This window comes from Micromonospora krabiensis (genome assembly GCF_900091425.1).
GTDB classification, from domain to species: Bacteria; Actinomycetota; Actinomycetes; order Mycobacteriales; family Micromonosporaceae; genus Micromonospora; species Micromonospora krabiensis.
Genome location: NZ_LT598496.1, coordinates 5,879,660 through 5,902,937, shown reverse-complemented (window position 1 = coordinate 5,902,937; position 23,278 = coordinate 5,879,660). Strand labels below are relative to the sequence as shown.

The window sequence follows — 23,278 nt, the reverse complement described above, 5'->3', positions numbered from 1 at the left end:
CCGGGATGTGGACGAGGCCCGCCGGCTCCCCCGACCGACCGACCTGACGAGGCACGATGAGCATCAGCACCCCGGGCGGCGAGCAGCGCCGCCCGACCGTGGTCAGCACGGGCAAGAAGCCGGCGGCCGGCCGGCCCGCGGCCGGTGCCAAGGCCGGAGCAGGCAAGCCGGCGGGCGGCCCGCGCGGCGGCGGCAAGGGCCCCCGCAAGCCGGTCACCCCGGTCAAGGTGAGCCAGGGGCGCTCCTGGGGCCCGATCGCGCTCTTCGTCGCCGTCGGCGTGCTCGCCGTCGGCATCATCGGCTACGGCGGCTGGGCCGCCTTCCAGGGCTCCAAGCCGTGGGAGGAGCGGGCCGACTCGATCAGCGGCGTCGTGAACTACCGCGAGAAGGACAAGGAGCTGGTCAAGGGCAGCAACCACCAGCCCGGCCAGATCCAGTACAGCATCCTCCCGCCGGTGGCCGGCCCGCACAACCAGGCCTGGCAGAACTGCATGGGCGACGTCTACGACGCCCCGATCGCCAACGAGCACGCGGTGCACAGCCTCGAGCACGGCGCGGTCTGGATCACCTACCGCCCCGACCTGCCGGCCGACCAGGTGAGCAAGCTCGCCGAGAAGGTGCGCGGCAACGAGAAGACCTTCATGAGCCCGTTCGAGGGTCTGGACAAGCCGATCTCGCTCCAGGCCTGGGGCTTCCAGCTCAAGGTCGACAACGCCGACGACAGCCGGATCGACGAGTTCATCAAGACCCTGCGGGTCAACGCCTCGATCGAGGGCCCCACGGCACTGTGCAACCAGGGCGTCACCGCCACCGGCACCACGCCGCGGGACAACCTCCAGCAGCAGATGCCCACCCAGTAAGGACTTCCCATGACGGCTCCCGCGACGCTGGACAGCACGCCCGAGACCCCGGCCGCCGACGGCGGCCGGGGCGCCGGCCGACGGTACGGCCTGGTGGCGGTGGCCGTCGCCGTCGTGGTCGGTCTCGTCCTCGGCTACGCCGGGGGCCTGCTGACGCCCCGGTTGACCCGTCCGGGTGACACCTCGGTCGAGGCCGGATTCGCCCGGGACATGACCGCCCACCACGCCCAGGCGGTCGAGATGGGGCTGATGGCGTTCCAGCGGGCCACCGACCCGGAGGTCCGCGGCATCGGCGGCGACATCGCCAGTGGGCAGCAGGGCGAGATCGGCACCATGCAGACCTGGCTGCGGTCGTGGGGCCTCGACCCGACCGGCTCGCAGCCCCGGATGGCGTGGATGCCCGAGGGCATGGCCACCGTCAAGGACGGGCTGATGCCGGGCATGGCCACCCCGGCCGAGATGGAGCAGCTGCGCGCCGCCCAGGGGCGGGCGTTCGACGTGCTGTTCCTCAACATGATGATCAAGCACCACCTGGGTGGCATCCACATGATCGACGGGGTGCTCGACGCCAGCGACGAGCCGGACGTGGTCCGGACGGCGCAGACGATGAAGAACACCCAGCAGACCGACCTGACCAACCTGCGGAACGCGCTCAAGCGCCTGGGCGGCTGAGCCCAGGGCACGCCCGCCCACCTCTGCCAGAGGCCCGCGTCGTCGCCGGAACACCGGCGGACCCGGGCCTCTCGCACGTCCGGGCACGGCGATGTCGGGCGAGTCGCGGGGTCGCCGACCGACCCCGGGAAGCTTTGGGCGATTTGGCCGGTGTGACCTATTGAGTGGCTTGGAGAGTTTTCTCCACACATATCGTGACCAGATGCGATTCGGGCTCGTTGCGCAGGACGTGGGGGTTGCACTCAGAGACGCACGGCGCTCCGTCACCAGCTGGTGCCGGCGCCACACCATCGGCGGTGACGGGGCGGTGGCAGCCGTCCGTCGCGGACAGCGGCAGGGCGAGCCGGGAATGCTCAGCCGCGAACAGGAACTCGAACTGATCGACGCGATGCGGGGCGTCCACCCGGACGAGTTCGGCCTGGACGAGGAGCTGTGGACGCGGCAGAGCCTCACCGCCCTCATCCAGAGCCGCTTCGACGTGCCGCTGGACGCCGGCGCCGTCGGGGCGTACCTGCGGGCCTGGGGGTTGGGTCCGCGGGAGCCCCGGGAGCGCGCGTGCGGGCTCTGCGTCGGCGCGGTCGAGCGCTGGGTGCGCAGCGAGTACCCGGCGATCACCCGGGCCGCGCAGGAGCACCTCGCGGAGGTCTACTGGATCGGCCGGGTCCGGCTGCGCGGCACCATGCCGGCCGCCGACGTGATCTCCGCCGTCTCGTCCCGGGGGCGGGTGCGATTCATGATCACCACGCCGACCGTCGACCCGCCGCTCCCCCGCGACTTCGTGCTGCGGCTCAGCGGCGAGGAGCAGCGGACGGTGCACCTGATCGTGGACGGCTCCTGGGCGCGCAACGAGTGGCCGCGCCGGCTGCCCCGACGCATCGTGCTCCACCCGCTGCCCAGCTGCGGTCGCGCCGTCGCCGCCTGACGGTCGCGCCCTCGCCGCGCGACGACGGGGCCGCGCGCGGGCGTCGCCGGCCGACGGCGGGTCACCCCGGCCCGCCGCGGCGCGTCGGGGCACGGTCCGGTCGTCGGCGGCCCAGCGACCGCGCGGCCGGCGTGCCGAGCAGCGCGGCCGTTGGCGATCCGGGCGATGGGCGACGCGCGATACCGATTCGGCGTTCCGGGAGGACGTTTGCTAGTCTTCTCCAGTCGCTGAGCCCCCGTAGCTCAGGGGATAGAGCACCGCCCTCCGGAGGCGGGGGCGCAGGTTCGAATCCTGCCGGGGGCACCAGTAGGACGCCGAAGCCCGGGCCGCTGGCCCGGGCTTCTTCGTTCCTCCGGCTCCGGCCGGCAATCTTGCCCGGAAGCGCTCCGACCCCGCCGGCCGGCAGAGCCGGAGCCGCCGCGCCAACCCGGTCAGCCGGTTTGGCGGCGGGCGCGGGCTCGGCGCTTGCCCTCGTGCATCGCCTGCACCCGGGCCACCGGGATGGCCCGGCCCTCCTCGATCAGCTCGACCGGCAGCCGCTGCGGCGCGGGCAGCAGACCCAGCCACGGGTCGCGTCCGGCGACCAGCCCCGGGACCGTACGCGTGGTGAAGTCGGCGGGCCGCACCTCGGGCAGGTCGGCCCAGTCGACCGGGAAGGACACCGGCAGCCCGGGCCGCAGCCGCGGACTGTACGCGGCGACCACGGTCGCCCCGCCCGCCCGGGTGGAGTCGACGAAGACGCGCCCACCCCGGTCCTCGCGGATGAACGCGGTCGTGGCGAGCGCCGGGTCGAGCCGTTCGGCGCGGGCGGCGAGCGCCCGGGTGGCGGCGGCCGACTCCTCGGCGTCGTGCCCCTCCGCGATCGGCACGAACACGTGGACGCCCTTCGCGCCGCTGGTCTTCGCCGCGCCGGCCAGGCCGGAGTCGGCGAGCGCCTGCCGCACCAGCAGCGCGGCGCCCACCGCGGCGGGGAACGAGTCGCCCTCCGGCGGGTCGAGGTCGAGGACCAGGTGGGTGGGTCGACCGAGGTCGTCGGCGCGGGCGAGGGTCGGGTGGTACTCGACGGCCCGCTGGTTGGCGAACCAGAGCAGGGTCCGACGGTCGTCGCAGAGCGCGTACGACACCTCGCGGTGGGACGCCTCGGCCCAGACGGGCACCCGGCGCACCCACTCCGGGGTGTACTTCGGCAGGTTCTTCTGCATGAACGGCGCCTGCCCGCGCAGCGCCCGGATCACCGACAGCGGCCGGTCCCGAAGCTGCGGGAGGATGCTCTCCCGGACGGCGTCGAGGTAGTCGACCAGGTCGCGCTTGGTGGCCCCGGCCCCCTCGAAGAGAGTCTGGTCGAGATTGGTGAGCGCCACCCCGCCGCGGGTCTCCTCCGCCGTCGCCATCAACCCACCTTCCCGGCCTCGCGTTCGCTGGTCAACCGGACACGGCGCGCCGGCCGGCGCAGCGTCACCACGGCGACGAGCAGCGCGACGGTGACCAGCCCGGCGGCCACCGCGAACGCGGTCCGGTAGCCGGCGGCGAGCGCCTCGACCTCCACCCAGCCACGGGCGCTCAGACCGGCGGCGCGCCCGGCGGCCAGGGTGGCGAGCGCGGCGAGGCCGAACGCGCCGCCGACCTGCTGGGTCGTGTTGGCGAGCCCGGAGGCGAGCCCGGCGTCCTCCTCCCCCGCACCGGCCATGGCGAGGGTCGTCACCGCGGGCAGCGTGAGGCCGCCGGCGACACCGAAGACCAGCATCGCGGGCAGGACGTCGGTCAGGTAACGGCCGTCGGCGGGCAGCCGGGCGAGCAGCAGGAAGCCGACCACCGCGAGGGCGAGCCCCGCCAGCAGCACGGTGCGGGCGCCGTACCGGGCGACGAGCCGACCGGCGACCCCGAGCGAGGTCACCGCGATCACCACCGGGGTGGGCAGGAAGGCCCAGCCGGTGGCGGCCGCGTCGAGCCCGAGCACCAGTTGCAGCTCCACCGCGAGCAGGAACTGGAACCCGAAGAAGGCGGCGACCGTGAGGAACTGGACGGCGTTCGCGGCGACGAGGTCCGGCGTGGCCAGCACCCGGGGTGGGAACAGCGGGACGGTGGCGGTCCGTTGGCGCAGCGCGAACGCGCCGAGCAGGCCGCCACCGCGGCCGCGCCGACGGTGCGGGCCGAGGTCCAGCCGTGTTCCCCGGTGCCCACGATGGCCAGCACCGCCGCCATCAGGCCGGCGGTGGCCAGCACCGCGCCGAGCAGGTCCAGCCCGGCGCGCAGGCCGACGCCGCGGTCGACGGCGATCCGGCGTACGGCGGCGAACAGGATGGCCGCGCCGATCGGAAGGTTGACGAGGAAGATCGACCGCCATCCGGCGAGGTCGGTGAGCACACCTCCGGCGACCGTGCCGATCGACGCGCCGGCGGCGCCGGTGAAGCTGAAGACGGCGATGGCCCGGGCACGCTCGGCCGGTTCGGGATGGAGCCGCACGATCATGCCGAGGCTCACCGCCATGGTCAGCGCCCCGCCGACGCCCTGGAGGAAGCGCGCGCCGACGAGCGTCGCCGGTCCGGCGGCCGTGGCGCAGAGCAGCGACGCCAGCGTGAAGAGCCCGACCCCGGCGAGGAAGACCTGCCGCCGGCCGAGCAGGTCGCCGAGGCGGCCGGCGAGCAGCAGCAGCCCGCCGAAGGCGACCAGGTACGCGTTGACCACCCAGGCCAGACCCGTGGCCGTGAAGCCGAGGTCGCGTTGGATCTCGGGCAGCGCCACCGCCACGATGCTGCCGTCGAAGATGATCATCAGGCTGCCGGCGCAGAGCACCAGCAGGGCGGGCCAGCGGGAACGATCGGACCGGGCCATGAGTACGCCTCCTTTGGTGCACGCTTTGTTACCGACGTCATCGTCTGTGACCATCGGAGGGAGCGGAAGGAGGCACTTTGATGTCCCAGGGGAACAGCGATGTGTCCGTGGAGCTCGGCGGGGTGAACGACTGCGGCGACGTGGACGACCTGCCCTTCGCCCCCGGTCAGGCCCGGGCCTGCACCGTCCGCCAGGTCCTCGACCGGGTGGGCGGCAAGTGGAGTATCGGCATCCTGGTGGCCGCCTCCCAGGGCCCGGTGCGCTTCACCGAGCTGGAGCGGCACATCGAGGGGATCAGTCGCCGCATGCTCACGCTGACCCTGCGCAACCTGGAGCGGGACGGCCTGCTGCACCGCACCGTGTATCCGACCGTGCCGCCGAAGGTCGAGTACGTCGCCACCCCGATCGCGCTGGAGCTCTACGAATCGCTCGTCGCCCTCACCAACTGGGCCGAGCGGCACCGCAACACGATCGCCGCGGCCCGGACCGCGTACGACGAGGCGCAGCGCGCGGCCCGCGGCGCCGCCTGACCCTCGCGGAGCTTCCAAACCTCCCATCCCTGTGGGGAATGCCACGCTTTTCGCCTGACCGATCGGTCAGGCTCTGACCGATCGGTCAGGCATGCTTGGTGGTCGGGAGGTGACCGACGATGCGGCGGGCGGAACCGGAGACACGCGGGGAGATCCTGGCGGCGGCGGCGCGGCTGTTCGGGGCGACCGGCTACCGGGGCACGTCCCTACAGGACATCGCCACCGAGGTGGGCTGCTCCAAGGCGACCGTGCTGTACCACTTCGCCAACAAGGAGGCCCTGCTCACCGAGCTGATGGCCCCGGCGATCTCCGTGCTGCGGGCGCTCGACGAGCGGCTCGCGGGGCTCACCGGCGCGGCGGCGCAGCAGGCCGCGGCCGAGGGCTTCGTCGACCTGGCGGTCCGCTTCCGACGGGAGATCGCCCTGCTCCGCGGCGAGTTCCCCGAACTGCTGCAACAGCCCGCGTTCGCGCACATCCAGCAGATCTCGGAACGCCTGCTGGACGCGCTCGCCGGGCACACCGACCGCCCCGCCGCGCGGATCGCGGCGCTGGTGCTGCTCGCCGGCATCTCCGAGGGCTGCGCCGAGTTCGTCGAGGTCCCCGAGGAGGAACTCCGCCCGGCCCTGCTCGCCCTCACCCGGCGGGCCCTCGAACCCGTTCCCGACCCATCTCCGACCCAGGACAAGGAAACCTGATGGCGACCCTGCTCTACCGGCTCGGCCGGGGCTCGTTGCGCCGCCGGCGACTCGTCGTCGCGGTCTGGCTCGTCGTGCTCGTCGGCCTCGGTCTGGCCGCGGCGACCCTGCGCGGCCCGACGGCCAGCAACTTCACCATGCCCGGCACCGAGTCCCAGCGCGCACTCGACCTGCTCGCCGAGCAGTTCCCGGCCGCCAGCGGCGCCACCGGCACCATCGCCCTGAAGGCGCCCGCCGACGGCCAGTTGACCACGCCGCAGGGCCAGGCCGTGGTCAAGGAGGTCGTCCAGAAGGCGAGCACCCTGCCCGGCGTGGTCGGGGCGGTCGACCCGTTCAGCGTCGGCGCGGTCTCCCCCGACGGCCGGTACGCCCTGGTGCAGGTCCAGTTCGCCACCGGCGCGGACGAGGTGGACGACGCGCAGCGCACCGCGTACGAGCGGGTCGGCGCGTCGGCCGAGGCGCAGGGCTGGCAGGTCGCCTCCGGCGGTGAGGTGCTCAACGCCGAGCCGGAGGTCGGCTCGACCGAGGCGATCGGCGTGCTCGTCGCCGCGGTCGTGCTGGTCATCACGTTCGGCTCCCTCGTGGCCGCCGGCATGACCATGCTCAACGCGCTGATCGGCGTGGGCGTCGGCATGGCCGGCCTGTTCGCGCTGAGCAGCGTCGTCGAGTTGACCAGCACCGCGCCCATCCTCGCGCTGATGCTCGGCCTGGCGGTCGGCATCGACTACTCGCTGTTCATCACGTCCCGCTACCGACAGCACCTGCTCGAAGGGCTGCCCGCCGACGAGGCAGTCGGCCGGGCGGTCGGCACCGCCGGCTCCGCCGTCCTCTTCGCCGGCGCGACCGTGGTCATCGCGCTGGCCGGCCTGGCCGTGGTCGACATCCCGTTCCTGACCGTCATGGGTCTCGCCGCGGCGGGCACCGTCACCGTGGCCGTCCTGGTCGCGCTCACCCTCCAGCCGGCGCTGCTCGGCTTCGCCGGCCGCCGGGTGCTGCCACGCCGACTGCGCTCCGCGGTCCCGGCCGCGCCGGCCACCGACGCCCCGGCCGACGAGGAGCCGGGCCACACCGCCCCGGCCGAGGACCGGTCCGGCTTCGGCTTCCGCTGGGCGCGCCTGGTCACCCGGCTGCGCGTACCCGTGATCCTGGTCGGGCTGCTCGGTTTGGGGCTGCTCGCGGTGCCGACGCCGGACATGCGGCTGGCCCTTCCCGACGCCGGCACCGCGCCGGCGGGCTCGTCGGCCCGGGTGTCCCACGACCTGATCAGCGAGGGCTTCGGCCCGGGCTTCACCGGGCGGCTCGCCGTCGTCGTGGCCGGCGACAACCCGCAGGCCACCGCCGCTGCCGTGCCCCAGGTGACCGCGCTGGTCCAGCGCACCGAGAACGTGCTCGCCGTGGCCCCGCCGCAGCTCAGCCCGGACGGGCGGACCGCCCTGCTCGGGGTGGTGCCGAAGACCGGCCCCACGGACGCCGACACGGAGACCCTGGTGCACGACATCCGTGAGTCGGTGAGCGGCATCCGCGACGCGGACGTCCTGCTGACCGGCGCGACCGCCATCGGCATCGACGTGTCCGAGAAGCTCGCCGACGCGCTGCCGGTCTACCTGCTGCTCGTGGTGGGGCTCTCGGTCCTGCTGCTGATGCTGGTGTTCCGCTCGCTGCTCGTGCCGGTCAAGGCGGCGCTGGGCTTCCTGCTCACCGTCGCGGCCACGTTCGGCATCACGGTGGCCGTCTTCCAGCAGGGCCACCTGGCCGACCTGGTCGGCCTGGACGACCCGGGTCCGCTGATCAGCTTCCTGCCGATCCTGCTGATCGGCATCCTGTTCGGCCTGGCCATGGACTACGAGGTCTTCCTGGTCTCCCGGATGCGGGAGGACTTCGTCCACGGCGACACGGCCCAGCAGGCGACGATCAACGGCATGGGACACGGTGCGCGGGTGGTCACCGCCGCCGCGCTGATCATGATCTCGGTGTTCGGCGGCTTCGTGTTCTTCCTGCACGACCCGGTCATCAAGTCGATCGGGTTCGCGCTCGCCGTGGGTGTGGCGATCGACGCCTTCGTGGTCCGGATGACGATCGTGCCGGCGGTGATGTCGCTGCTCGGCTCCCGCGCCTGGTGGCTGCCCCGCTGGCTCGGCAAGGCGTTGCCGAACGTCGACATCGAGGGCGAGGGCCTGCGCGCCCACCTGGCCGAGCGGACTCCGACCCCGGTCTGACGCGAGCACCTGCCCGGCGGGTCACACGCCCGCCGGGTAGGTCTCCAACTCGCCCGTCATCGCGTGAGCGGGCAGGGGATGCAGGGCGGTGGTCTCGTCGCACCAGATGAACGCGTCGTACCGCTCGCCCAGCCGGGTCGGCACGTAGTTGCCCCACGACTCGAACGTCGGGTCGTACACCACCCCGATCGCCCGGTGGTCGGCCGTCTCGGTGACCCACCCGGGCTGGTCCTCACCGCCGAAGACCAGCACCGCCCGCTCGGGCAGCAGCTCGTGCAGCCGCCGCTCGATGGACCCCTCCCGGGCCGGCGGCATCACCATCGCCTCGGCCGGCGAGCCCCAGCGCGGCGCGGCGACCGCCGTGCCCCGGTAACAGCCGAAGCCGACCAGCGCGACCGCGTCCGCGCCGTGCCGCTCCCGGGCCAACTGGCCGATGTTCACCATCCCGTCGGCGGACATGTCGGTGGCCCGCGCGTCGCCCACATGCGTGTTGTGCGCCCACACGACGCCTCGCGCGTCCGGGCCGTACCGGTCGAGGAGCCGGTCCAGGGTGTCCTGCATGTGGATGTCCCGGATGTTCCAGGACTCCGGGCCGCCGGCCACCATCGCCCGGTAGTACCGCTCGGCACCCGCCACCACCTCGGCGTTCTGCCAGGCCGAGAAGCTGTCCGGCCCGTCGCACAGCGCCTGCTCCCGGGTGCGGGCCAGCAGCCGCACCACCTCCTCCTCACAGCGGGCGGAGACGAAGCGGCTGGCGGCGCCGTACTCCTCGACCCGCTTGCCGTACGGCTCGAAGCAGCGGTACGCGTCCTGCGCCACCTCCAGCGACGCCGGGTCCTCCTCGCCCAGGTAGTCGAAGATCGCCTGCATGGACTCCCACAGGCTGTAGACGTCCAGCCCGTGGAAACCGGCACGCTCCGCCTCCGGGCGCTCCAGGTTCCAGGCGCGCAGCCAGCGGCAGAACCGGGACACCTCCGCGTTCGCCCACATCCACGTCGGCCACCGTTCGAAGTGCTCCAGGGCGACCTGCGGGTCGGGGATCCCGTCCGGGGCCCCGGTCACCGACCGGTGCACCCGGTCGCAGTCCGGCCAGTCCCCCTCGACGGCCACGAACGAGAAGCCGCACTCGGCGATCAACCGCCGGGTGAGCTGTTCCCGCAGCCGGTAGTAGTCGTAGCTGCCGTGCGTGGACTCGCCGATCATCACCACCCGGGCGTTCCGGACGCGCTCCAACAGGGGGTCGAAGTCGCTCGGCGCGCCGAGCCGCTGTACCAGCATGCTCGCGGCTACCCGGCGGTCCGGCGGGCAAACCGTCGGCGTGCCGCCCCCGACACGCCGACCCGAGCCCCCGGCCTCCCGGCGGCGGTGGGCGGTGTGTCGCCGGGCGGAACGGGTAGCCGCCGCGCATGACCGTCACCGGGGTGCAGTGGCAGGAGTACCTGGCCGGGCTCGACTACCCGGTCTCCCGCGAGGACCTCGTCCGCTGGGGGCAGGAGAACGGGGCGAGCACGCAGATGTTGCAGATGTTGCGCTCGTTGCCGGTGGAGGAGTTCGAGTCCCCCGCCGAACTGCAGGACGCGCTCGGCACCGTGACCTGACGGCGCGGGCGGGACCGATTCCGCCCGCGCCGTCGGACCGGGCGCACCCAGCCTCCGGCGCCCCCAGTCGCTCAGCGGGCGTGCAGCAGGCGGAACAGGACCAGCCACTGCTCCGGCCAGACGTACCCCACCGGGGTGGCCGGGTCCAGCCGCGTCGCCCGCAGCGCCGCCGCGACCCGCCCCGGCGGATACCGCCGCCGCAGCGAGGCCGCGAGCGAGCCGCCGACGCCGCCGAAGCCCAACTCCACCATTCCCCGGTACGCGGGCAGCGCCGCCGGGGACAGCAGCGGCTCCGGCCGCCGGTCGATGCGCAGGATGCCCGCGTCGACCCGGGGCACCGGGCGGAACGCGACGCGGGACACCCGTCCGGCCAGCCGCCAGGAGAACTCGGGCCAGGTCAGCACGGTCAGCCGCGTCCACCGCCCGTAGTCGCCGCCGCGCCGGCGGGCGTACTCCAGTTGGGTGAGCAGCGTCGCCGCGCGCAGCCCCGGGGCGGCCAGGCACCAGCGCACCACCGCCGAGGTCAACGACCAGGGGATGTTGCCGACCACGGCGAACGGTTCGTCGGGCGGCTCGGTGGCGAGGAAGTCGGCCTGCCGGAGCCGGACGTTCGGCAGCGCGGCGCAGACCGCGGCCAGGTCGGCGGCGGCCACCGGGTCGACCTCGTACGCCACCAACCGCCCGCACGCGGCGGCGAGTGGTCGGGTCAGCTGGCCGCGACCGGCCCCGACCTCCAGGACGAGGCCGTGCGGATCCGGTCGGGCCGACCGGACGACCCGGGCGACGGTGGCCGGGTCGGCGAGGAAGTTCTGGGAGAGTACGCGACGGGACCGGTCGCGTTCGGTTGCTCGGGTACGGCGGGGCGCCACGTGTCGTCGTCCTGTCTGTCGCCGCTGCGGCGACGGGGCGGACAGGCAGCCCGAAGCGGGGCCTGTCCGAGAGGATCGGGGACTCGGACGGCCCTGGGGACGGCGCGGACGTGCGCCTGCGGTCAGTCGCGGGTCGCGTCCCGGCCGGCCAGGGCCGGACGCCGGACTCGCGGACGGGACGCCAGCAGGGGGCCCCGGGCGGCCGGCGTGCCGGCCACCTCGATCAGGGCATGCGCGAACATGTCCGCCACGCTAACCAGCCCGCCGCCCTACCGCGACCCAAATACCACCCCACCCCGGGCCGCGCGCCGGGTGCGGCCCCGATGATCATGAGGTTCTTGCCCGGACGCACCGAGGCGGGCGGCGACAACTCCATGATCGACAGCGCGCGGCGCGGGGGGGGTCAGGCGGGGAGGGGAACCGTTCGGGACTCGGTGCGGGCGGTCTCGGCGGCGGACAGGATGGCGACCACCTCGCGGCCGAAGCGCACGTCGCAGCGGTGGTCCCGGGTGCCCGCCTCGACCTCCTCCAGCAGCTGGTCGATCGCCACGGTGAAGGCGGTCGCCGGGCCGGTCTGCGGCGCCGGAGCGCTCTCGATGCCGTTCTCGCCGAAGAACACGATCTCGCGGGCGGACGCCTCGGGGGGCGCGTCCAGGGTCAGCGAGGCGCTGCTGGTCGCGCCGCCGTCGTGGGTGAGCAGCAGGTGCACGATCCCGCTCGGGCCGTTCATGGCGGCGACCTGGGTGACCCGGCCCATCACCGGCAGGATGATCGACAGCGCGTGCGGGCCGATGTCCCAGAGCGCGCCGTGGTCGCGACGCCACTGCGACTCCCCGTACGGGTTGCCCGGCTGGTAGATCGACGTGAACATGGTCGCCCGGGCGTGCTGCCAGCCACCCGCCGCGGCGGTCGCCGCGAGGAACGCGGTCACGTTCGGCTGGTAGCGCTGGGTGAAGAAGACCACCGAGGCGACACCGGCGCTCTGCGCGGCCTCGACCACCCGGTCGGCGTCCTTCAGGGTGAGCGCCAGCGGCTTGTCCAGCAGCAGATGACGGCCGGCGGTGGCGGCCCGGACGGCGATGTCCGCCTGCACGTCGGGCGGCAGGGCGACGGCGACCGCGTCACAGGCGTCGAGGAGCGCGTCGACGTCGTCGAAGGCGGGCACGTCGTACCGGTTGGCGAGGGCGGCGGCCCGCTCGGGATTGCGCCCCCACACACCGACCAACTGGGCCCGAGGATGCGCGTCGAGCGCGGCCGCGTGCGTCTCCGTCGCCCAGTGACCGGTGCCGAACAAGCCGAACCGCAGCACGAGAACCCCCGCCGTCGTCGTCCGCCGCGGCGGCGCCGCGACCCGTGATCCACGCTAGTACGACGGCCCGGGCGCTGGTGGCGGCGGGGCCCGACGTCACCGTGGACCGGGGCCGACCGGTGTCGCGGGGCGGGGTCCGGGGGTGGTTACTACAGGGGTTAGTAGGCTGTGCCGGTGACCGAGCCAAGGACCGGGTGGCCCCGATGACCGGTGCCGCCGCCGCGGGATCGCCGGTGGACGGCGTCCTCGCCACCGCGTCGATCGTGCTGTCGCTCGTACTCGCGCTGTGGGCGCTGGTGTTCGCGGCGCGCAACCGGCCGCCGGACCGCGGGCAGTTCATCGGCCTGGCCGTGCTGGAGCTGGCGCTGCTCGCGCTGGCCGTGGTGGCCGTCGTCGCCGTGGCCGGCGGGGAGCGGCCCGGTGAGCCCGGGGCCTTCTTCGGCTACCTGGTGACGCTGGTGTGCCTGCCGCCGCTGGCGGCCGTGCTGGCCCGGATGGAACCGACCCGCTGGGGCTCGGGGATCGTCTGTGCGGTCTGCCTGGTGACCCCGGTGGTCGTGGTCCGGCTCCAGCAGACCTGGGAGGTGCTCGGTGGTTGAGACCGCGCCCCGTCGGCGGGCCACGAACACCGGCCCCGGCCGGCTGCTGATCGCCGTCTACATCCTGTTCGCGATCGCGGCGACGTCACGGGCCGGGTTGCAGCTCGCGACGAAGTTCGACGAGGCGCCGGTGGCGTACCTGCTCTCCGCGGTCGCCGCGCTGATCTACATCGTGGCGGCCGTGGGGTTGGCCCGGGCCGGTCACACCGGACGCCGGCTGGCTCTGGCCTGCTGCTCGGTCGAGCTGGTCGGGGTGCTCGTGGTGGGCGTCCTGAGCCTCGTCGACAGGCAGCTCTTCCCGGACGAGACGGTGTGGTCGCAGTTCGGCAGCGGGTACGGCTACATCCCCCTGCTGCTCCCGCTGCTCGGCCTCTTCTGGCTCTGGCGCACCCGCACCAGCCCCCGCTGACCCGGGCACCGGGTGGCCGCCGTCGCGACGGAACGGCCACCCGCCCGGGCCGGGCCGGTCAGCCCTTCGGTCCGCCCGCGACGTAGATGACCTGGCCGGACACGAAGGACGCACCCTCGCTGACCAGGAACGAGATGGTGTGCGCGACGTCCTCCGGCCGCCCGGTGCGGCGTACCGGGATCTCGGCGGCGGCGTGCTGCTGGAGCGCCTCGAAGTCGACCTTCATCCGGGCGGCGGTGGCCGCCGTCATGTCGGTCACGATGAAACCGGGCGCGACCGCGTTGACGGTGACGCCGAACGGGCCCAGCTCGATGGCGAGGGTCTTGGTGAAGCCCTGGAGGCCGGCCTTGGCGGTCGAGTAGTTGGCCTGGCCGCGGTTGCCGAGGGCCGACGTGCTGGACAGGTTGACGATCCGGCCCCACTTCCGGTCGACCATGTGCTTCTGCGTCGCCTGGCTGAACAGGAAGGCGCCACGCAGGTGCACGCCCAGAACGGTGTCCCAGTCGGCGTCGCTCATCTTGAACAGCAGGTTGTCGCGGAGCACACCCGCGTTGTTGACCAGCACGGTCGGCGCGCCCAGCTCGGCCGCGACGCGCTCGACGGCGGCCTCCACCTGCGTACGGTCCGCGACGTCGGCGCCCACCCCGAGGGCGCGGCCACCGGCGGCGGCGATCGCGTCGACGGTCTCCTTCGTCGCCGACTCCTCGATGTCGACCACGGCGACCGCCAGGCCGTCGGCGGCGAGCCGGCGTGCGGTGGCCGCGCCGATGCCGCGCGCGGCGCCGGTGACGATGGCGACGCAGGACTCCTCCGACATGCTTACCTCCCGGTAACTTGAGCTCGATCGAAGGAGCTTAACCCCCGCCGAGCAGCCGGCGTCAGAGATGATCATCGTTTTACATCGTGCAAGACCGACCTGACCGTCTCCGCCGCGCACCTGGCCGGGGTCACCGGCGGCGGTGGCGTCGGCACCGTCGAGCTGGAGGTCTCGTACGACGACGGCCGGACCTCGCAGAAGCAGTCCGTGGACCGGACGAAGGACGGCTCCTGGACGGCACGGCTGAAGGCGCCGAAGGGCGCGTCGTACGTGTCGCTGCGGGCCCGGGCCGCCGACCGTTCGGGCAACTCGGTCGCGCAGACCGTGATCCGCGCGTTCGGCGTGCGCTGACCGACGCGCACACCCGCACCAGCACAGGGGGCCACGGCACACGCCGTGGCCCCCTGTCGTCACGTCGTCAGCCGCGCCGGCGCAGCCGGATCCAGCGGTAGCCGTACCCGCCGAGCTTCAGCGCGTTCAGCTTGCCGACGTCCCCGTAGCCGCGGTCGGTCAGCACGTCGATCGGCAGCTCCGCCTCCGGCTCCAGCGTGCTGAGGTCCACCTCCACGTCCTCGGTGCCCAGGTTGTGCAGGAAGACCATGGTCCCGGTGGGCCCGTCGGCCCGGTGCGCGAGCACCCCGGGCGGCGTCGCCACGTCGATGTGGGTGGTCGAGCCGGACCCGATCTCCGGTGCCTCGCGCAGCGTCCGGATCATGCGCTCGAACCAGGCGAGCAGCGACCGCGGGTCGCCGCGCTGGGCGGTGACGTTGACCTTCTGGTAGCCGAAGTCACCCTTGTCGATCACCGGCCGGACCAGTTTCTCCGGCTCCGCCGTCGAGAAACCGGCGTTCTCCTGGTACGACCACTGCATCGGGGTACGGATCGACTGCCGGCCGGGCAGCGACAGGTCCTCCCCCATGCCGATCTCCTCGCCGTAGCGCAGCACCGGCGTGCCGCGCAGCGAGAACTGCAACGCGTACGCCAGCTCGACGCGGCGCCGGTCGCCGCCGAGCATCGGGGCCAGCCGGCGCCGGATGCCCCGGTCGTAGATGCGCATGTCCTCGTCCGGGCCGAACTGCGCGTACACCTCGTTGCGCTGCTCGGCGGTGAGCCGCGACAGGTCGATCTCGTCGTGGTTGCGCAGGAAGGTCGCCCACTGGCCGCCGACCGGCAGCGTCGGGGTGTCCCGCAGCGCCTCGATCACCGGCTCCGGGTCCTGCCGGGCGAGCGCGAGCATGAGCCGGCCGTTGAGCATGAAGTCGAAGAGCATGTGCAGCCGGTTCCCCGACCCGCCGCCGTCGCCGAAGAAGGTGGGCAGCTGGTCGGGCTCGACGTTCGCCTCGGCCAGCAGGACGGCGTCGCCGCTGCGCCACTGCACGTGCTGGCGCAGCTCGGTGAGGAACTCGAAGTCCTTCGGCGAGTCCGGGTTGCCCGGCTCGGTCAGCTCGATGATGAACGGCACCGCGTCCATCCGGAAACCGGAGACGCCGAGCTGGAGCCAGAACGACATGATCTTCTTGACCTCGGCGCGCACCTCGGGGTTGGCCATGTTGAGGTCGGGCTGGAACTTGTAGAAACGGTGGTAGAACCAGGCCTTCGCGGTGCGGTCGTACGTCCACGTCTCGTGCTGCTCGCCGGGGAACACCATGCCCTGGTGGCGGTCCGCGGGCTCGTGCTCGGACCAGACGTACCAGTCCCGGTACGGCGAGTCCGGCGACGACCGCGCGGACTGGAACCACGGGTGCTGGTCGGAGGTGTGGTTCACCACCAGGTCGATGATCACCCGGATGCCCCGGTTGCGGGCCTGGTGCAGCAGCTCGGCGAAGTCGCCCAGCGTGCCGAAGCGCGGGTCGACGTTGTAGAAGTCGGTCGCGTCGTAGCCGTCGTCCCGGTCCGGCGACGGGTGGACGGGGTGCAGCCACAGGCAGGTCACCCCGAGCCGGGCCAGATAGTCCAGCCGGCCGATGAGTCCGCGGATGTCGCCGACCCCGTCGCCGTCGGAGTCGGCGAACGTGTCGATGTCGAGGCAGTAGACGACGGCCTCGGAGTACCACCTGTCACCCATGCCCGTACCCCTTCTCCGCTCGGGCGTCCCGGCAAACCCCGCCGCGTCGCGGGCGGTACCGTGCCGGCATGCGTGACGGGAGCGGGACGGAGCCGGTCGACTGGTCCGCCGGGAGCTGGCTGCACCAGCCGGTGCGGGCGGAGCACACGCCGGAGGGCGACCTTCTGGTGGAGCCGGCGGAGGGCAGCGACTTCTGGCGGCACACGAGTTACGGCTTCGTCCACGACGACGGACCCGCGCTGCTCGCGCCGTTCCCCACCGGCGCGGCCGTCGAGGTGAGCTTCCGGCTGGAGTGGACCGAGCAGTTCGACCAGGCGGGTGTGTTGGTCCGGGTGGACGAGCGCACCTGGATCAAGGCCGGCGTGGAGATCAGCGACGGCCAGCCCCAGCTCGGCGCGGTGGTGACCCGGGAGTTCTCGGACTGGTCGGTGGCTCCGGTGCCGGAGTGGACCGGGCGGGAGGTGACCGTCCGGGCCAGTCGCTCCGGCGACGCGCTGACCGTCCGCGCCCGGGTCACCGGTGAGCCGTGGCGACTCGTCCGCGTCGCGCCGCTCGCGCCGGCCGCCCCGACACTGGCCGGCCTCTTCTGCTGCTCCCCGACGCGGGGCGGACTGACCGTCCGGTTCACCGGCTGGCGGCGTGGCCCGGCCGACGCGTCCCTGCACCCGGACGAGTGAACCGCGAGGTGTGAGCGCCCGACCGCGGGGTACAGGTGGACGATCCCCTCCCCCGCGGAAAGGATCCCCATGTCGTACGCCCAGGACGTCGACCCGGCCCAGCTCGGTGGGCTGACCGGCTGGGTGGCCGGGGTGATCGACGCGGCCGGGATACTCGGCGTCGCGCTGCTGGTCGCGCTGGAGAGCGTCATCCCGCCGATTCCCAGCGAGATCGTCCTGGCGATGGCCGGCTACCTGGCCGGGGAGGGCCGGTTCAACGTGGTGGTGGTGGGCCTCGCGGCCACCGCCGGATCCCTGGCCGGCGCGCTGATCCTCTACTGGTTGGGTGCGGTGATCGGCGAGGAGCGGCTCAAGCGGTGGCTGGACCGGCTGCCATTGGTCGACCTGGACGACCTGGAGCGCGCCGACCGCTGGTTCGAGCGCTACGGCCGCTGGGCGGTCTTCTTCGGCCGGATGATGCCGGTCGTCCGCAGCCTGGTCTCCGTTCCCGCCGGGACGAACCGCATGCCGCTGCCCGAGTTCGTCCTGTTGACGACGCTGGGCAGCGGCATCTGGAACGCGATCTTCGTCGGCGGTGGTTACGCGCTCGGCTCCCGTTGGCACCAGGTCGAGCGGTACAGCACCTGGTTCGACTACGGCATCATCGCGATCTTCGTCGTGCTGATCGCGCTGTGGGTGGTGAAGAAGGTCCGCCGCAGGCGTACGCGGCGCGACCGGCGGTCGGTGACCGCCGGCCGCTGACCGGCGTGCGGCCCGCTCCGCTCAGCGGCGGAACGTGAACCAGTTGACGTTGACGAAGTCGTTCGGCTGGCCGCTGGTGAAGGTCAGGTAGACGGTGTGCCGGCCGGTGGTCGCCGTGACGTTGCCCGGCACCGAGCGCCAACTCTGCCAACCCCCGGTGTTCGCGAGGGCGAAGCTGCCGATCGGCGGGTTGGTCGGGCTGTCCAGTCGCACCTCGACCAGCCCGCTCACGCCGCCCGCCGCGCCGGACGCGACCCGCGCCACGAAGTCCCGCGCCGGGCTGGACCCGAACTCGACGTTGTCGAAGCGCACCCAGTCGCCGTTGCGCAGCGCGCCGATGTTCTGTCCACCCTCACTGCACGCCTCGACGATCACCCCGTTCTGCGCGTTGAACGACTCGGCCTGGATCGTCGCGTACGCGTCCCGCACGCCGGACGGCGGCGGCGTGCTGGGTGGCGGGGTGCCGCCACCGCCGCGGCTGTAGACCGCGACGTAGTCGACGAGCATCGGCCGGCCGGAGACGGTCGAGGAGGTCGGCGTCGTGAAGCCGGCGACCCCGTTCGGGAAGCCGCCGCCCATGGCCACGTTGAGCAGTAGGAAGTAGCCGGCGTGCGAGGTCATCTGGCTCCAGTACGGCTCACCGACCTGGCTCTGGGTGACCGTGTGGTACTGCTGGCCGTCGACGTACCAGCGCAGTTGCTGCGGGCTGACCGAGGTGTCCCACTCGAAACGGTAGGTGTGGAACGCCGACTGGCAGGTGCTGCCCGGGCAGGCCCGGGAGGCGCCGCGCCCGTTGAACTCGTCGCACGGTCCGCCGGGAGCGACGCCGCAGTGCAGCACACCCCAGACGGAGTTGAGTCCGTTGACGTTCTCCATCACGTCGAACTCGCCGATGCCCGGCCAGTTCTGGTAGTTGCCGCGGTACGGCGAGCCGAGCGCCCAGAACGCCGGCCAGTAGCCCAGCGCCTGCGTGCCGGTCACGTTCGGCATCTGGATCCGGCCCTCGATGGCGAGCACCCCGCCCGACGGCGGCTTGAAGTTGCTGCGGACCGTCTCGATGCGCGCCGAGGTCCAGCCACCGGAGGAGTTCCGCAGCGGCGTGATGCGCAGGTTTCCGGCGCCGTCGTGGCTCAGGTTGGCCGGGTTGTTGGTGTACGTCTGGATCTCGCCGGTGCCCCAGTTGGGCGGTCCGCCCGGATAGCTGGTGCCGGTGTCGATGATCCAGTTGGCCGACGACGGCAGCGTGTTGGCCGCGCCGGTGAAGTCGTCGCTCCACACCAGGCTCCAGCCGGACGGCGGCGGGGGCACTGCGGCCTGGGCGGTCACGGTGGCGCCGGCCAGGACGGTGGTGGCGGCGGCGAGCAGGGCCAGTGCCAGGCGGAACCGGCGTCGCGACGGTGGGGCGGTGGGCGGTGCGGCGGGGGCCGCGGGGACAGGGTTCATGGATGTGCCTCTCTGCGGGGACGGTCGAGAGAGCGCTCTCACGACCGTTGTACGTGCCCCTCGTACAGTTGTCAATGTCGATCGATGTCGGCCTCGACCGGCACCGGCCGGGGCCGGCGCAGCACCGCCTGCTCCAGCGCCGACCAGGCCGTGGTGGTCACCAGGTAGAGCACCGCGGCCAGCGGCAGCACCAGGGCCGCCAGCACCGTCGTGAAGGGCAGCAGCGGCAGCAGCCGGCCGAGCGCGGCGACCGCCGGCGCCTCGCTCCCTGCCCCCGCCGCCCCCCGGGCGGGAGCAGCCCCGGGCGCACCGGTCCCCGGCCCTCCCGTGGGTCCGGCCGGCGCCCCCGTCCCGGCCGCCGCCCGCCGGGCCCGCCGGAACGACCAGAACGCGAGCGCGACCAGCGTAGCCAGCAGGACAGCGAAGACCGGACCGGCCGAGCCGCCCAGTCCGTCGGCCAGGTGGTGACCGAGCGGAACGCCGGCCAGCCGCTCGTCGAGCAGCCCGGTGCCGCCCTCGTCGGTCGCGAACAGCCGGTACAGCACGAGCAGGAAGGGCGCCTGGACCAGCAGCGGCAGACAGCCGGCGAGCGGACTGGCGCCGGCCGACCGGTAGAGCGCGAAGAGTTCCGACTGGAGCCGGGGCGGGTCGTCGGCGTACCGCCGCTGGAGCTCGCGGACCCGCGGCGCGAGGGCGGCCCGGCGGCGCTCGCCGCGGACCTGCGCCGCGGTGAGCGGGGAGATCAGCAGCCGCACGACGACGGTGAGCAGCACGATGGCCGCGGCCGCGGCCGCGGCACCGGCGACCGGTTCGAGCAGGGTGGTGAGGGCGGAGAGCGCGGTGCCGGCGGCGCTGACCGCGTCGTGCAGGGGTGCGAAAGCGAGCATGGGAGATCCCTCGGTCCGATTCCGGGTGGTGTCCCGGCCGGGCACGGCGACCCGGCGGCGGGACGGAGGACGGCGGAATCGGCCGCACGGCACCGGCCGGACGACCGGCGTGGATCGGTGCTAGGCGGCCGAGAGACGGACGCCCGGTGCGCGGGGACGTGGTCGCCCGGGTGCGTCCGGGTCGACGTTTCGCGGGACGCGGCGGTCGCGGGCGCGGGCCCGTAGGCCGGCAGCCCGGTGTGCCACCCCCGGTGCGGCGCCGAGGAGCAGGGCCCGCGCCGCGAGTACGGCGGCGAGCAGGGCGGCCACGCCGAGCGCGGCGCCCGCGAGGAGCACGACCGGCCGATCGGCGGCCAGCTGGGTGAGCGCGTACGCCCACAGCCCCAACGCGATCCCCCATGGTCCCGGCACGGGTCCCAGGCTAGAACGCGCTGTCACGCGCTCCGGCGAGCGCGACACGCCGCCGACGCGCCCGCACCGGGTTTCCGGCCGTCGCCACCCTGGGTAACCACCGGCCCAACCGGCGCGGACGGGCCGCGGCCGGGAGGAACGGACGGTGATGGTGATGACCGGCCAGCTGGTGGAGGCGCCGAGCGGGGCGGCCGACGGGACGAACCTGCTCACGGTGGGTGTCGAGGAGGAGTTCCTGCTCGTCGACCCGCACACCGGCGCCGCGGTGCCCGCCGTCGACCTGGTCCTGGAGCAGGTGCCGGCCGAGCTGCGCGGGCAGGTGGAGCGGGAGTTCCAGACCAGCCAGATCGAGATCGGCACGCCGCCCGGCCTGGAGTTGCGCTCGATCCGGCACTCGCTCGGGGTGCTGCGTGGCGCGCTCGCCGAGGCCGCCGAACGGGCCGGCGTACGGCTGCTCGCCATCGGCACCGGACCCGTCGACGGCCCCGTTCCCCCGGTGGTCGACAAGCCCCGCTTCGACCGGATGATCGAGCGGTTCCGGCTGCTGGTGCCCGGCCCCGGCAACAACGGCATGCACGTCCACGTGGGCATCCCCGACGCGGAGACCGGCGTCCAGGTGCTGAACCACGTCCGGCCGTGGCTGCCCACCCTGCACGCGCTGACCGCGAACTCCCCGTTCGCCAAGGGCGAGGACACCGGCTACGCGAGCTGGCGGTCGGTCGAGTGGGAGCGCTGGCCGTCGGTCGCGCCGACGCCGTACCTGGAGTCGCACGAGCACTACCAGCGGCTGATCCGCCAGCTGATCTCCAGCGGTGTGATGCTCGACGAGGGGATGCTCTACTGGTACGCCCGGCTCTCCGCCAAGTACCCGACCGTGGAGCTGCGCATCGGCGACGTCTGCCCGTCGGTGGACGACGCCGTCCTGGTCGCCGCTCTCGTCCGGGCCCTGGTCGCCACCGCGATCGACGACATCGCCGCCGGCCGTCCGGCGATCCGCACCGACCACCACCTGCTGGTCGCCGCGCACTGGCGCGCCGCCCACGACGGCCTGGAGGGCGACGGGGTGGACCTGACCACCGGCGAGGTGCGGCCGGCCTGGGAGCTGCTGGACCGGTTCGTCGAGCGGGTCCGCCCGGCGATCGAGCAGCACGGGGACTGGGACGAGGTGAACGACCTGCTGAGCGGGCTGCGCCGGCACGGCAGCGGCGCGGCGCGGCAGCGGGCGGTGTTCGCCCGCGGCGGCCGGCTCGCGGACGTGGTGCAGGACGTGGCGCGACAGACCCGCGGATGAGCGTGGCGTGACAGGATGACGACGTGGCGCAACGTCTGATCGTCGTCGGCGGGGACGCCGCCGGGATGGCGGCGGCGTCCCAGGCGCGCCGCCGCCGCGACCGGGCCGACCTGGAGATCGTCGTCTTCGAGCGCGGGCACTTCACGTCCTACTCCGCCTGCGGCATCCCCTACTGGATCAGCGGGCTGGTGCCGGAGCCGGACGCCCTGGTCGTGCGCGAGCCGGAGACCTTCCGCACCTCCTACCACATGGACGTCCGGATGCGGCACGAGGTGACCGCGATCGACGTCGAGCGCCGCGAGGTGGTGGCCCGGGACCTGACCGGCGGCGGCGAGGTGCGGGAACGCTTCGACGAGCTGGTGTACGCCGCCGGCGCGGTGCCGGTCCGACCCGAGTGGGCGCGGGACGACATCGGCGGGGTGTTCGGGATGCAAACCCTGGACGACGGCGCCGCGCTGCGCGACTGGCTGGAGGGCGACCCGCGGCCCCGCCACGCCGTCGTGGTCGGCGGCGGCTACATCGGAGTGGAGATGGCCGAGGCGCTCATCGTGCGGGGCCTCACGGTCACCCTGATCGAGCAGGCCGACCAGCCGATGTCCACGGTGGACCCGGACATGGCCGAGCTGGTCGTCGACGCGATGACGGGCATCGGCATCCAGACCCGCGCCGGGCTGCGGGTCACCGGGCTGGAGGAACGGGACGGGCGGGTCCACACCGTGGTCACCGCCGAGGGGCCGGTCCCGGCCGACGTCGTGGTGCTCGGCCTGGGCGTACGCCCCAACACCGCACTCGCCGAGGCGGCCGGCCTGCCGCTCGGGCCGACCGGCGCGATCCGCGTCGACCGGCGGATGCGGGTGCCCGGGCTACCGGGGTTCTGGGCGGCCGGCGACTGCGTGGAGACCCTGCACCGGGTGAGCGGCCTGCCGGTGCACATTCCGCTCGGCACCCACGCCAACAAGCAGGGCCGGGTCGCGGGCATCAACATCGGCGGCGGCTACGCCACCTTCACGGGCGTGATCGGCACTGCCGTGACGAAGGTCTGCGAGCTGGAGGTGGGCCGCACCGGCCTGCGGGAGCGGGACGCCACCGCCGCCGGCTTCGAGTTCGTGTCGGTGATCGCCGAGTCCACCAGCCGGGCCGGTTACTACCCCGGCGCCCGCCCCATGACGGTCAAGCTGATCGCGGAACGGCCGAGCGGGCGGCTGCTCGGGGCGCAGATCGTCGGTTGGTCCGAGGCGGCCAAGCGGATCGACACCCTGGCCGTCGCGCTCTGGAACGGCATGACGGTGGACGAGATGAGCGCGCTCGACCTCGGCTACGCACCGCCGTACGCGCCGGTCTGGGATCCGGTGCTGATCGCCGCCCGCAAGGCCGTGGACGCCGTGGCCGCCAGCGGCTGATGCGCTGTCGGCGGGGGGTGCGTCTCCTGTCGTCC

At 73.5% G+C, this 23,278-nt stretch carries 24 protein-coding genes, 1 tRNA gene and 1 pseudogene; 15 read left to right on the top strand and 11 right to left on the bottom strand.

The genetic code is table 11. From position 1 onward, the window contains the following. Positions 1-56 precede the first annotated feature (56 nt). The 4 genes from GA0070620_RS27160 (at position 57) to GA0070620_RS27145 (ending at position 2,760) form a co-directional block, all read left to right on the top strand. Positions 57-860, top strand: a complete 804-nt coding sequence (locus tag GA0070620_RS27160; protein WP_091595490.1) for a DUF3105 domain-containing protein — start codon at positions 57-59, stop codon at positions 858-860. Between the two features lie 9 nt (positions 861-869). Continuing rightward, positions 870-1,532 (top strand): DUF305 domain-containing protein, encoded by a 663-nt coding sequence (locus GA0070620_RS27155; RefSeq protein ID WP_091595488.1) that lies wholly within the window; start codon positions 870-872, stop codon positions 1,530-1,532. A 229-nt stretch (positions 1,533-1,761) separates the two neighbouring features. Further along, complete coding sequence (locus GA0070620_RS27150; RefSeq protein ID WP_091599438.1) at positions 1,762-2,454, top strand: winged helix-turn-helix domain-containing protein; 693 nt, start codon at positions 1,762-1,764, stop codon at positions 2,452-2,454. 231 nt (positions 2,455-2,685) lie between these two features. Then, positions 2,686-2,760 (top strand) — tRNA-Arg (locus GA0070620_RS27145). 125 nt (positions 2,761-2,885) lie between these two features. On the opposite strand, the gene ligD is transcribed toward GA0070620_RS27145, so the two are convergent. The 3 genes and pseudogenes from ligD to GA0070620_RS33820 form a co-directional block, all read right to left on the bottom strand. Beyond that, positions 2,886-3,845, bottom strand: a complete 960-nt coding sequence (gene ligD / locus GA0070620_RS27140) for a non-homologous end-joining DNA ligase (protein ID WP_091595486.1) — start codon at positions 3,843-3,845, stop codon at positions 2,886-2,888. After that, the gene (locus GA0070620_RS27135) at positions 3,845-4,798 is read right to left on the bottom strand and encodes an MFS transporter (protein WP_231921988.1); all 954 of its coding nucleotides are present in this window, start codon (positions 4,796-4,798) and stop codon (positions 3,845-3,847) included. Before GA0070620_RS27135 ends, ligD begins: the two co-directional genes overlap by 1 nt. Then, positions 4,795-5,226 (bottom strand): annotated as a pseudogene (locus GA0070620_RS33820) (MFS transporter); the annotation flags it as partial. The pseudogene GA0070620_RS33820 and the gene GA0070620_RS27135, both read right to left, overlap by 4 nt. A gap of 140 nt (positions 5,227-5,366) precedes the next feature. Here GA0070620_RS33820 and GA0070620_RS27130 point away from each other — a divergent pair. The 3 genes from GA0070620_RS27130 to GA0070620_RS27120 all read left to right on the top strand — a co-directional run bounded on the left by GA0070620_RS27130 (position 5,367) and on the right by GA0070620_RS27120 (position 8,727). After that, positions 5,367-5,816 carry a winged helix-turn-helix transcriptional regulator gene (locus tag GA0070620_RS27130; protein WP_091595484.1) on the top strand — a complete coding sequence of 150 codons (450 nt, stop codon included), beginning with the start codon at positions 5,367-5,369 and terminating at the stop codon, positions 5,814-5,816. Positions 5,817-5,935: 119 nt separating this feature from the next. Further along, positions 5,936-6,511, top strand: coding sequence for a TetR/AcrR family transcriptional regulator (locus tag GA0070620_RS27125; protein ID WP_091595482.1), 576 nt, complete (start codon positions 5,936-5,938; stop codon positions 6,509-6,511). After that, a complete protein-coding gene (locus GA0070620_RS27120; protein WP_091595480.1) occupies positions 6,511-8,727 on the top strand; it encodes an MMPL family transporter in 2,217 nt (738 codons plus the stop codon). The genes GA0070620_RS27125 and GA0070620_RS27120 overlap by 1 nt, the downstream gene beginning before the upstream one ends. Before the next feature lie 21 nt (positions 8,728-8,748). On the opposite strand, the gene GA0070620_RS27115 is transcribed toward GA0070620_RS27120, so the two are convergent. Further along, positions 8,749-10,005: an erythromycin esterase family protein gene (locus GA0070620_RS27115; RefSeq protein WP_091595478.1), complete on the bottom strand. Its 1,257-nt coding sequence runs from the start codon at positions 10,003-10,005 to the stop codon at positions 8,749-8,751. 128 nt (positions 10,006-10,133) lie between these two features. On the opposite strand from GA0070620_RS27115, the gene GA0070620_RS27110 reads away from it, so the two are divergent. Further along, the gene (locus GA0070620_RS27110; protein ID WP_091595476.1) at positions 10,134-10,325 is read left to right on the top strand and encodes a DUF2795 domain-containing protein; all 192 of its coding nucleotides are present in this window, start codon (positions 10,134-10,136) and stop codon (positions 10,323-10,325) included. A 71-nt stretch (positions 10,326-10,396) separates the two neighbouring features. Here the strand turns inward: GA0070620_RS27110 and erm are convergent, their stop codons facing one another. After that, on the bottom strand, positions 10,397-11,194 hold the full coding sequence (gene erm, locus GA0070620_RS27105; RefSeq protein ID WP_091595474.1) for an ErmE/ErmH/ErmO/ErmR family 23S rRNA (adenine(2058)-N(6))-methyltransferase: 798 nt from the start codon (positions 11,192-11,194) through the stop codon (positions 10,397-10,399). A 403-nt stretch (positions 11,195-11,597) separates the two neighbouring features. Then, entirely contained in the window at positions 11,598-12,503 is a 906-nt protein-coding gene (locus GA0070620_RS27100; RefSeq protein ID WP_172836509.1) for a Gfo/Idh/MocA family protein, read from the bottom strand. 203 nt (positions 12,504-12,706) lie between these two features. Between GA0070620_RS27100 and GA0070620_RS27095 the strand changes: the two genes are divergently transcribed. Beyond that, positions 12,707-13,102: a hypothetical protein gene (locus tag GA0070620_RS27095; RefSeq protein WP_091599434.1), complete on the top strand. Its 396-nt coding sequence runs from the start codon at positions 12,707-12,709 to the stop codon at positions 13,100-13,102. After that, positions 13,095-13,511 carry a hypothetical protein gene (locus GA0070620_RS27090; RefSeq protein ID WP_091595472.1) on the top strand — a complete coding sequence of 139 codons (417 nt, stop codon included), beginning with the start codon at positions 13,095-13,097 and terminating at the stop codon, positions 13,509-13,511. The genes GA0070620_RS27095 and GA0070620_RS27090 overlap by 8 nt, the downstream gene beginning before the upstream one ends. A gap of 58 nt (positions 13,512-13,569) precedes the next feature. On the opposite strand, the gene fabG is transcribed toward GA0070620_RS27090, so the two are convergent. Next, positions 13,570-14,328, bottom strand: coding sequence for a 3-oxoacyl-ACP reductase FabG (gene fabG, locus GA0070620_RS27085; RefSeq protein WP_091595470.1), 759 nt, complete (start codon positions 14,326-14,328; stop codon positions 13,570-13,572). Positions 14,329-14,535: 207 nt separating this feature from the next. Between fabG and GA0070620_RS32825 the strand changes: the two genes are divergently transcribed. Then, on the top strand, positions 14,536-14,679 hold the full coding sequence (locus GA0070620_RS32825; protein ID WP_157741715.1) for a hypothetical protein: 144 nt from the start codon (positions 14,536-14,538) through the stop codon (positions 14,677-14,679). Positions 14,680-14,746: 67 nt separating this feature from the next. Here GA0070620_RS32825 and GA0070620_RS27080 read toward each other — a convergent pair whose 3' ends face one another. Beyond that, entirely contained in the window at positions 14,747-16,393 is a 1,647-nt protein-coding gene (locus tag GA0070620_RS27080; RefSeq protein ID WP_091595468.1) for an alpha-amylase family protein, read from the bottom strand. A gap of 68 nt (positions 16,394-16,461) precedes the next feature. Here GA0070620_RS27080 and GA0070620_RS27075 point away from each other — a divergent pair, with 68 nt between their 5' ends. Both GA0070620_RS27075 and GA0070620_RS27070 read left to right on the top strand, forming a co-directional pair. Beyond that, a complete protein-coding gene (locus tag GA0070620_RS27075; protein WP_091595467.1) occupies positions 16,462-17,070 on the top strand; it encodes a DUF1349 domain-containing protein in 609 nt (202 codons plus the stop codon). Positions 17,071-17,139: 69 nt separating this feature from the next. Beyond that, positions 17,140-17,811, top strand: a complete 672-nt coding sequence (locus GA0070620_RS27070; RefSeq protein WP_091595466.1) for a DedA family protein — start codon at positions 17,140-17,142, stop codon at positions 17,809-17,811. 21 nt (positions 17,812-17,832) lie between these two features. Here the strand turns inward: GA0070620_RS27070 and GA0070620_RS27065 are convergent, their stop codons facing one another. From GA0070620_RS27065 to GA0070620_RS27055, 3 genes are all read right to left on the bottom strand, one after another. Next, positions 17,833-19,254, bottom strand: a complete 1,422-nt coding sequence (locus GA0070620_RS27065) for a carbohydrate-binding protein (protein ID WP_091595464.1) — start codon at positions 19,252-19,254, stop codon at positions 17,833-17,835. Positions 19,255-19,325: 71 nt separating this feature from the next. Next, positions 19,326-20,141 (bottom strand): YidC/Oxa1 family membrane protein insertase, encoded by an 816-nt coding sequence (locus tag GA0070620_RS27060; RefSeq protein WP_091595462.1) that lies wholly within the window; start codon positions 20,139-20,141, stop codon positions 19,326-19,328. A gap of 120 nt (positions 20,142-20,261) precedes the next feature. Then, positions 20,262-20,552, bottom strand: coding sequence for a DUF6412 domain-containing protein (locus GA0070620_RS27055; protein ID WP_231921986.1), 291 nt, complete (start codon positions 20,550-20,552; stop codon positions 20,262-20,264). A 154-nt stretch (positions 20,553-20,706) separates the two neighbouring features. On the opposite strand from GA0070620_RS27055, the gene GA0070620_RS27050 reads away from it, so the two are divergent. Both GA0070620_RS27050 and GA0070620_RS27045 read left to right on the top strand, forming a co-directional pair. Further along, entirely contained in the window at positions 20,707-21,843 is a 1,137-nt protein-coding gene (locus tag GA0070620_RS27050) for a carboxylate-amine ligase (RefSeq protein WP_091599430.1), read from the top strand. Between the two features lie 23 nt (positions 21,844-21,866). Beyond that, complete coding sequence (locus GA0070620_RS27045; protein WP_091595459.1) at positions 21,867-23,243, top strand: FAD-dependent oxidoreductase; 1,377 nt, start codon at positions 21,867-21,869, stop codon at positions 23,241-23,243. Positions 23,244-23,278 lie beyond the last annotated feature (35 nt).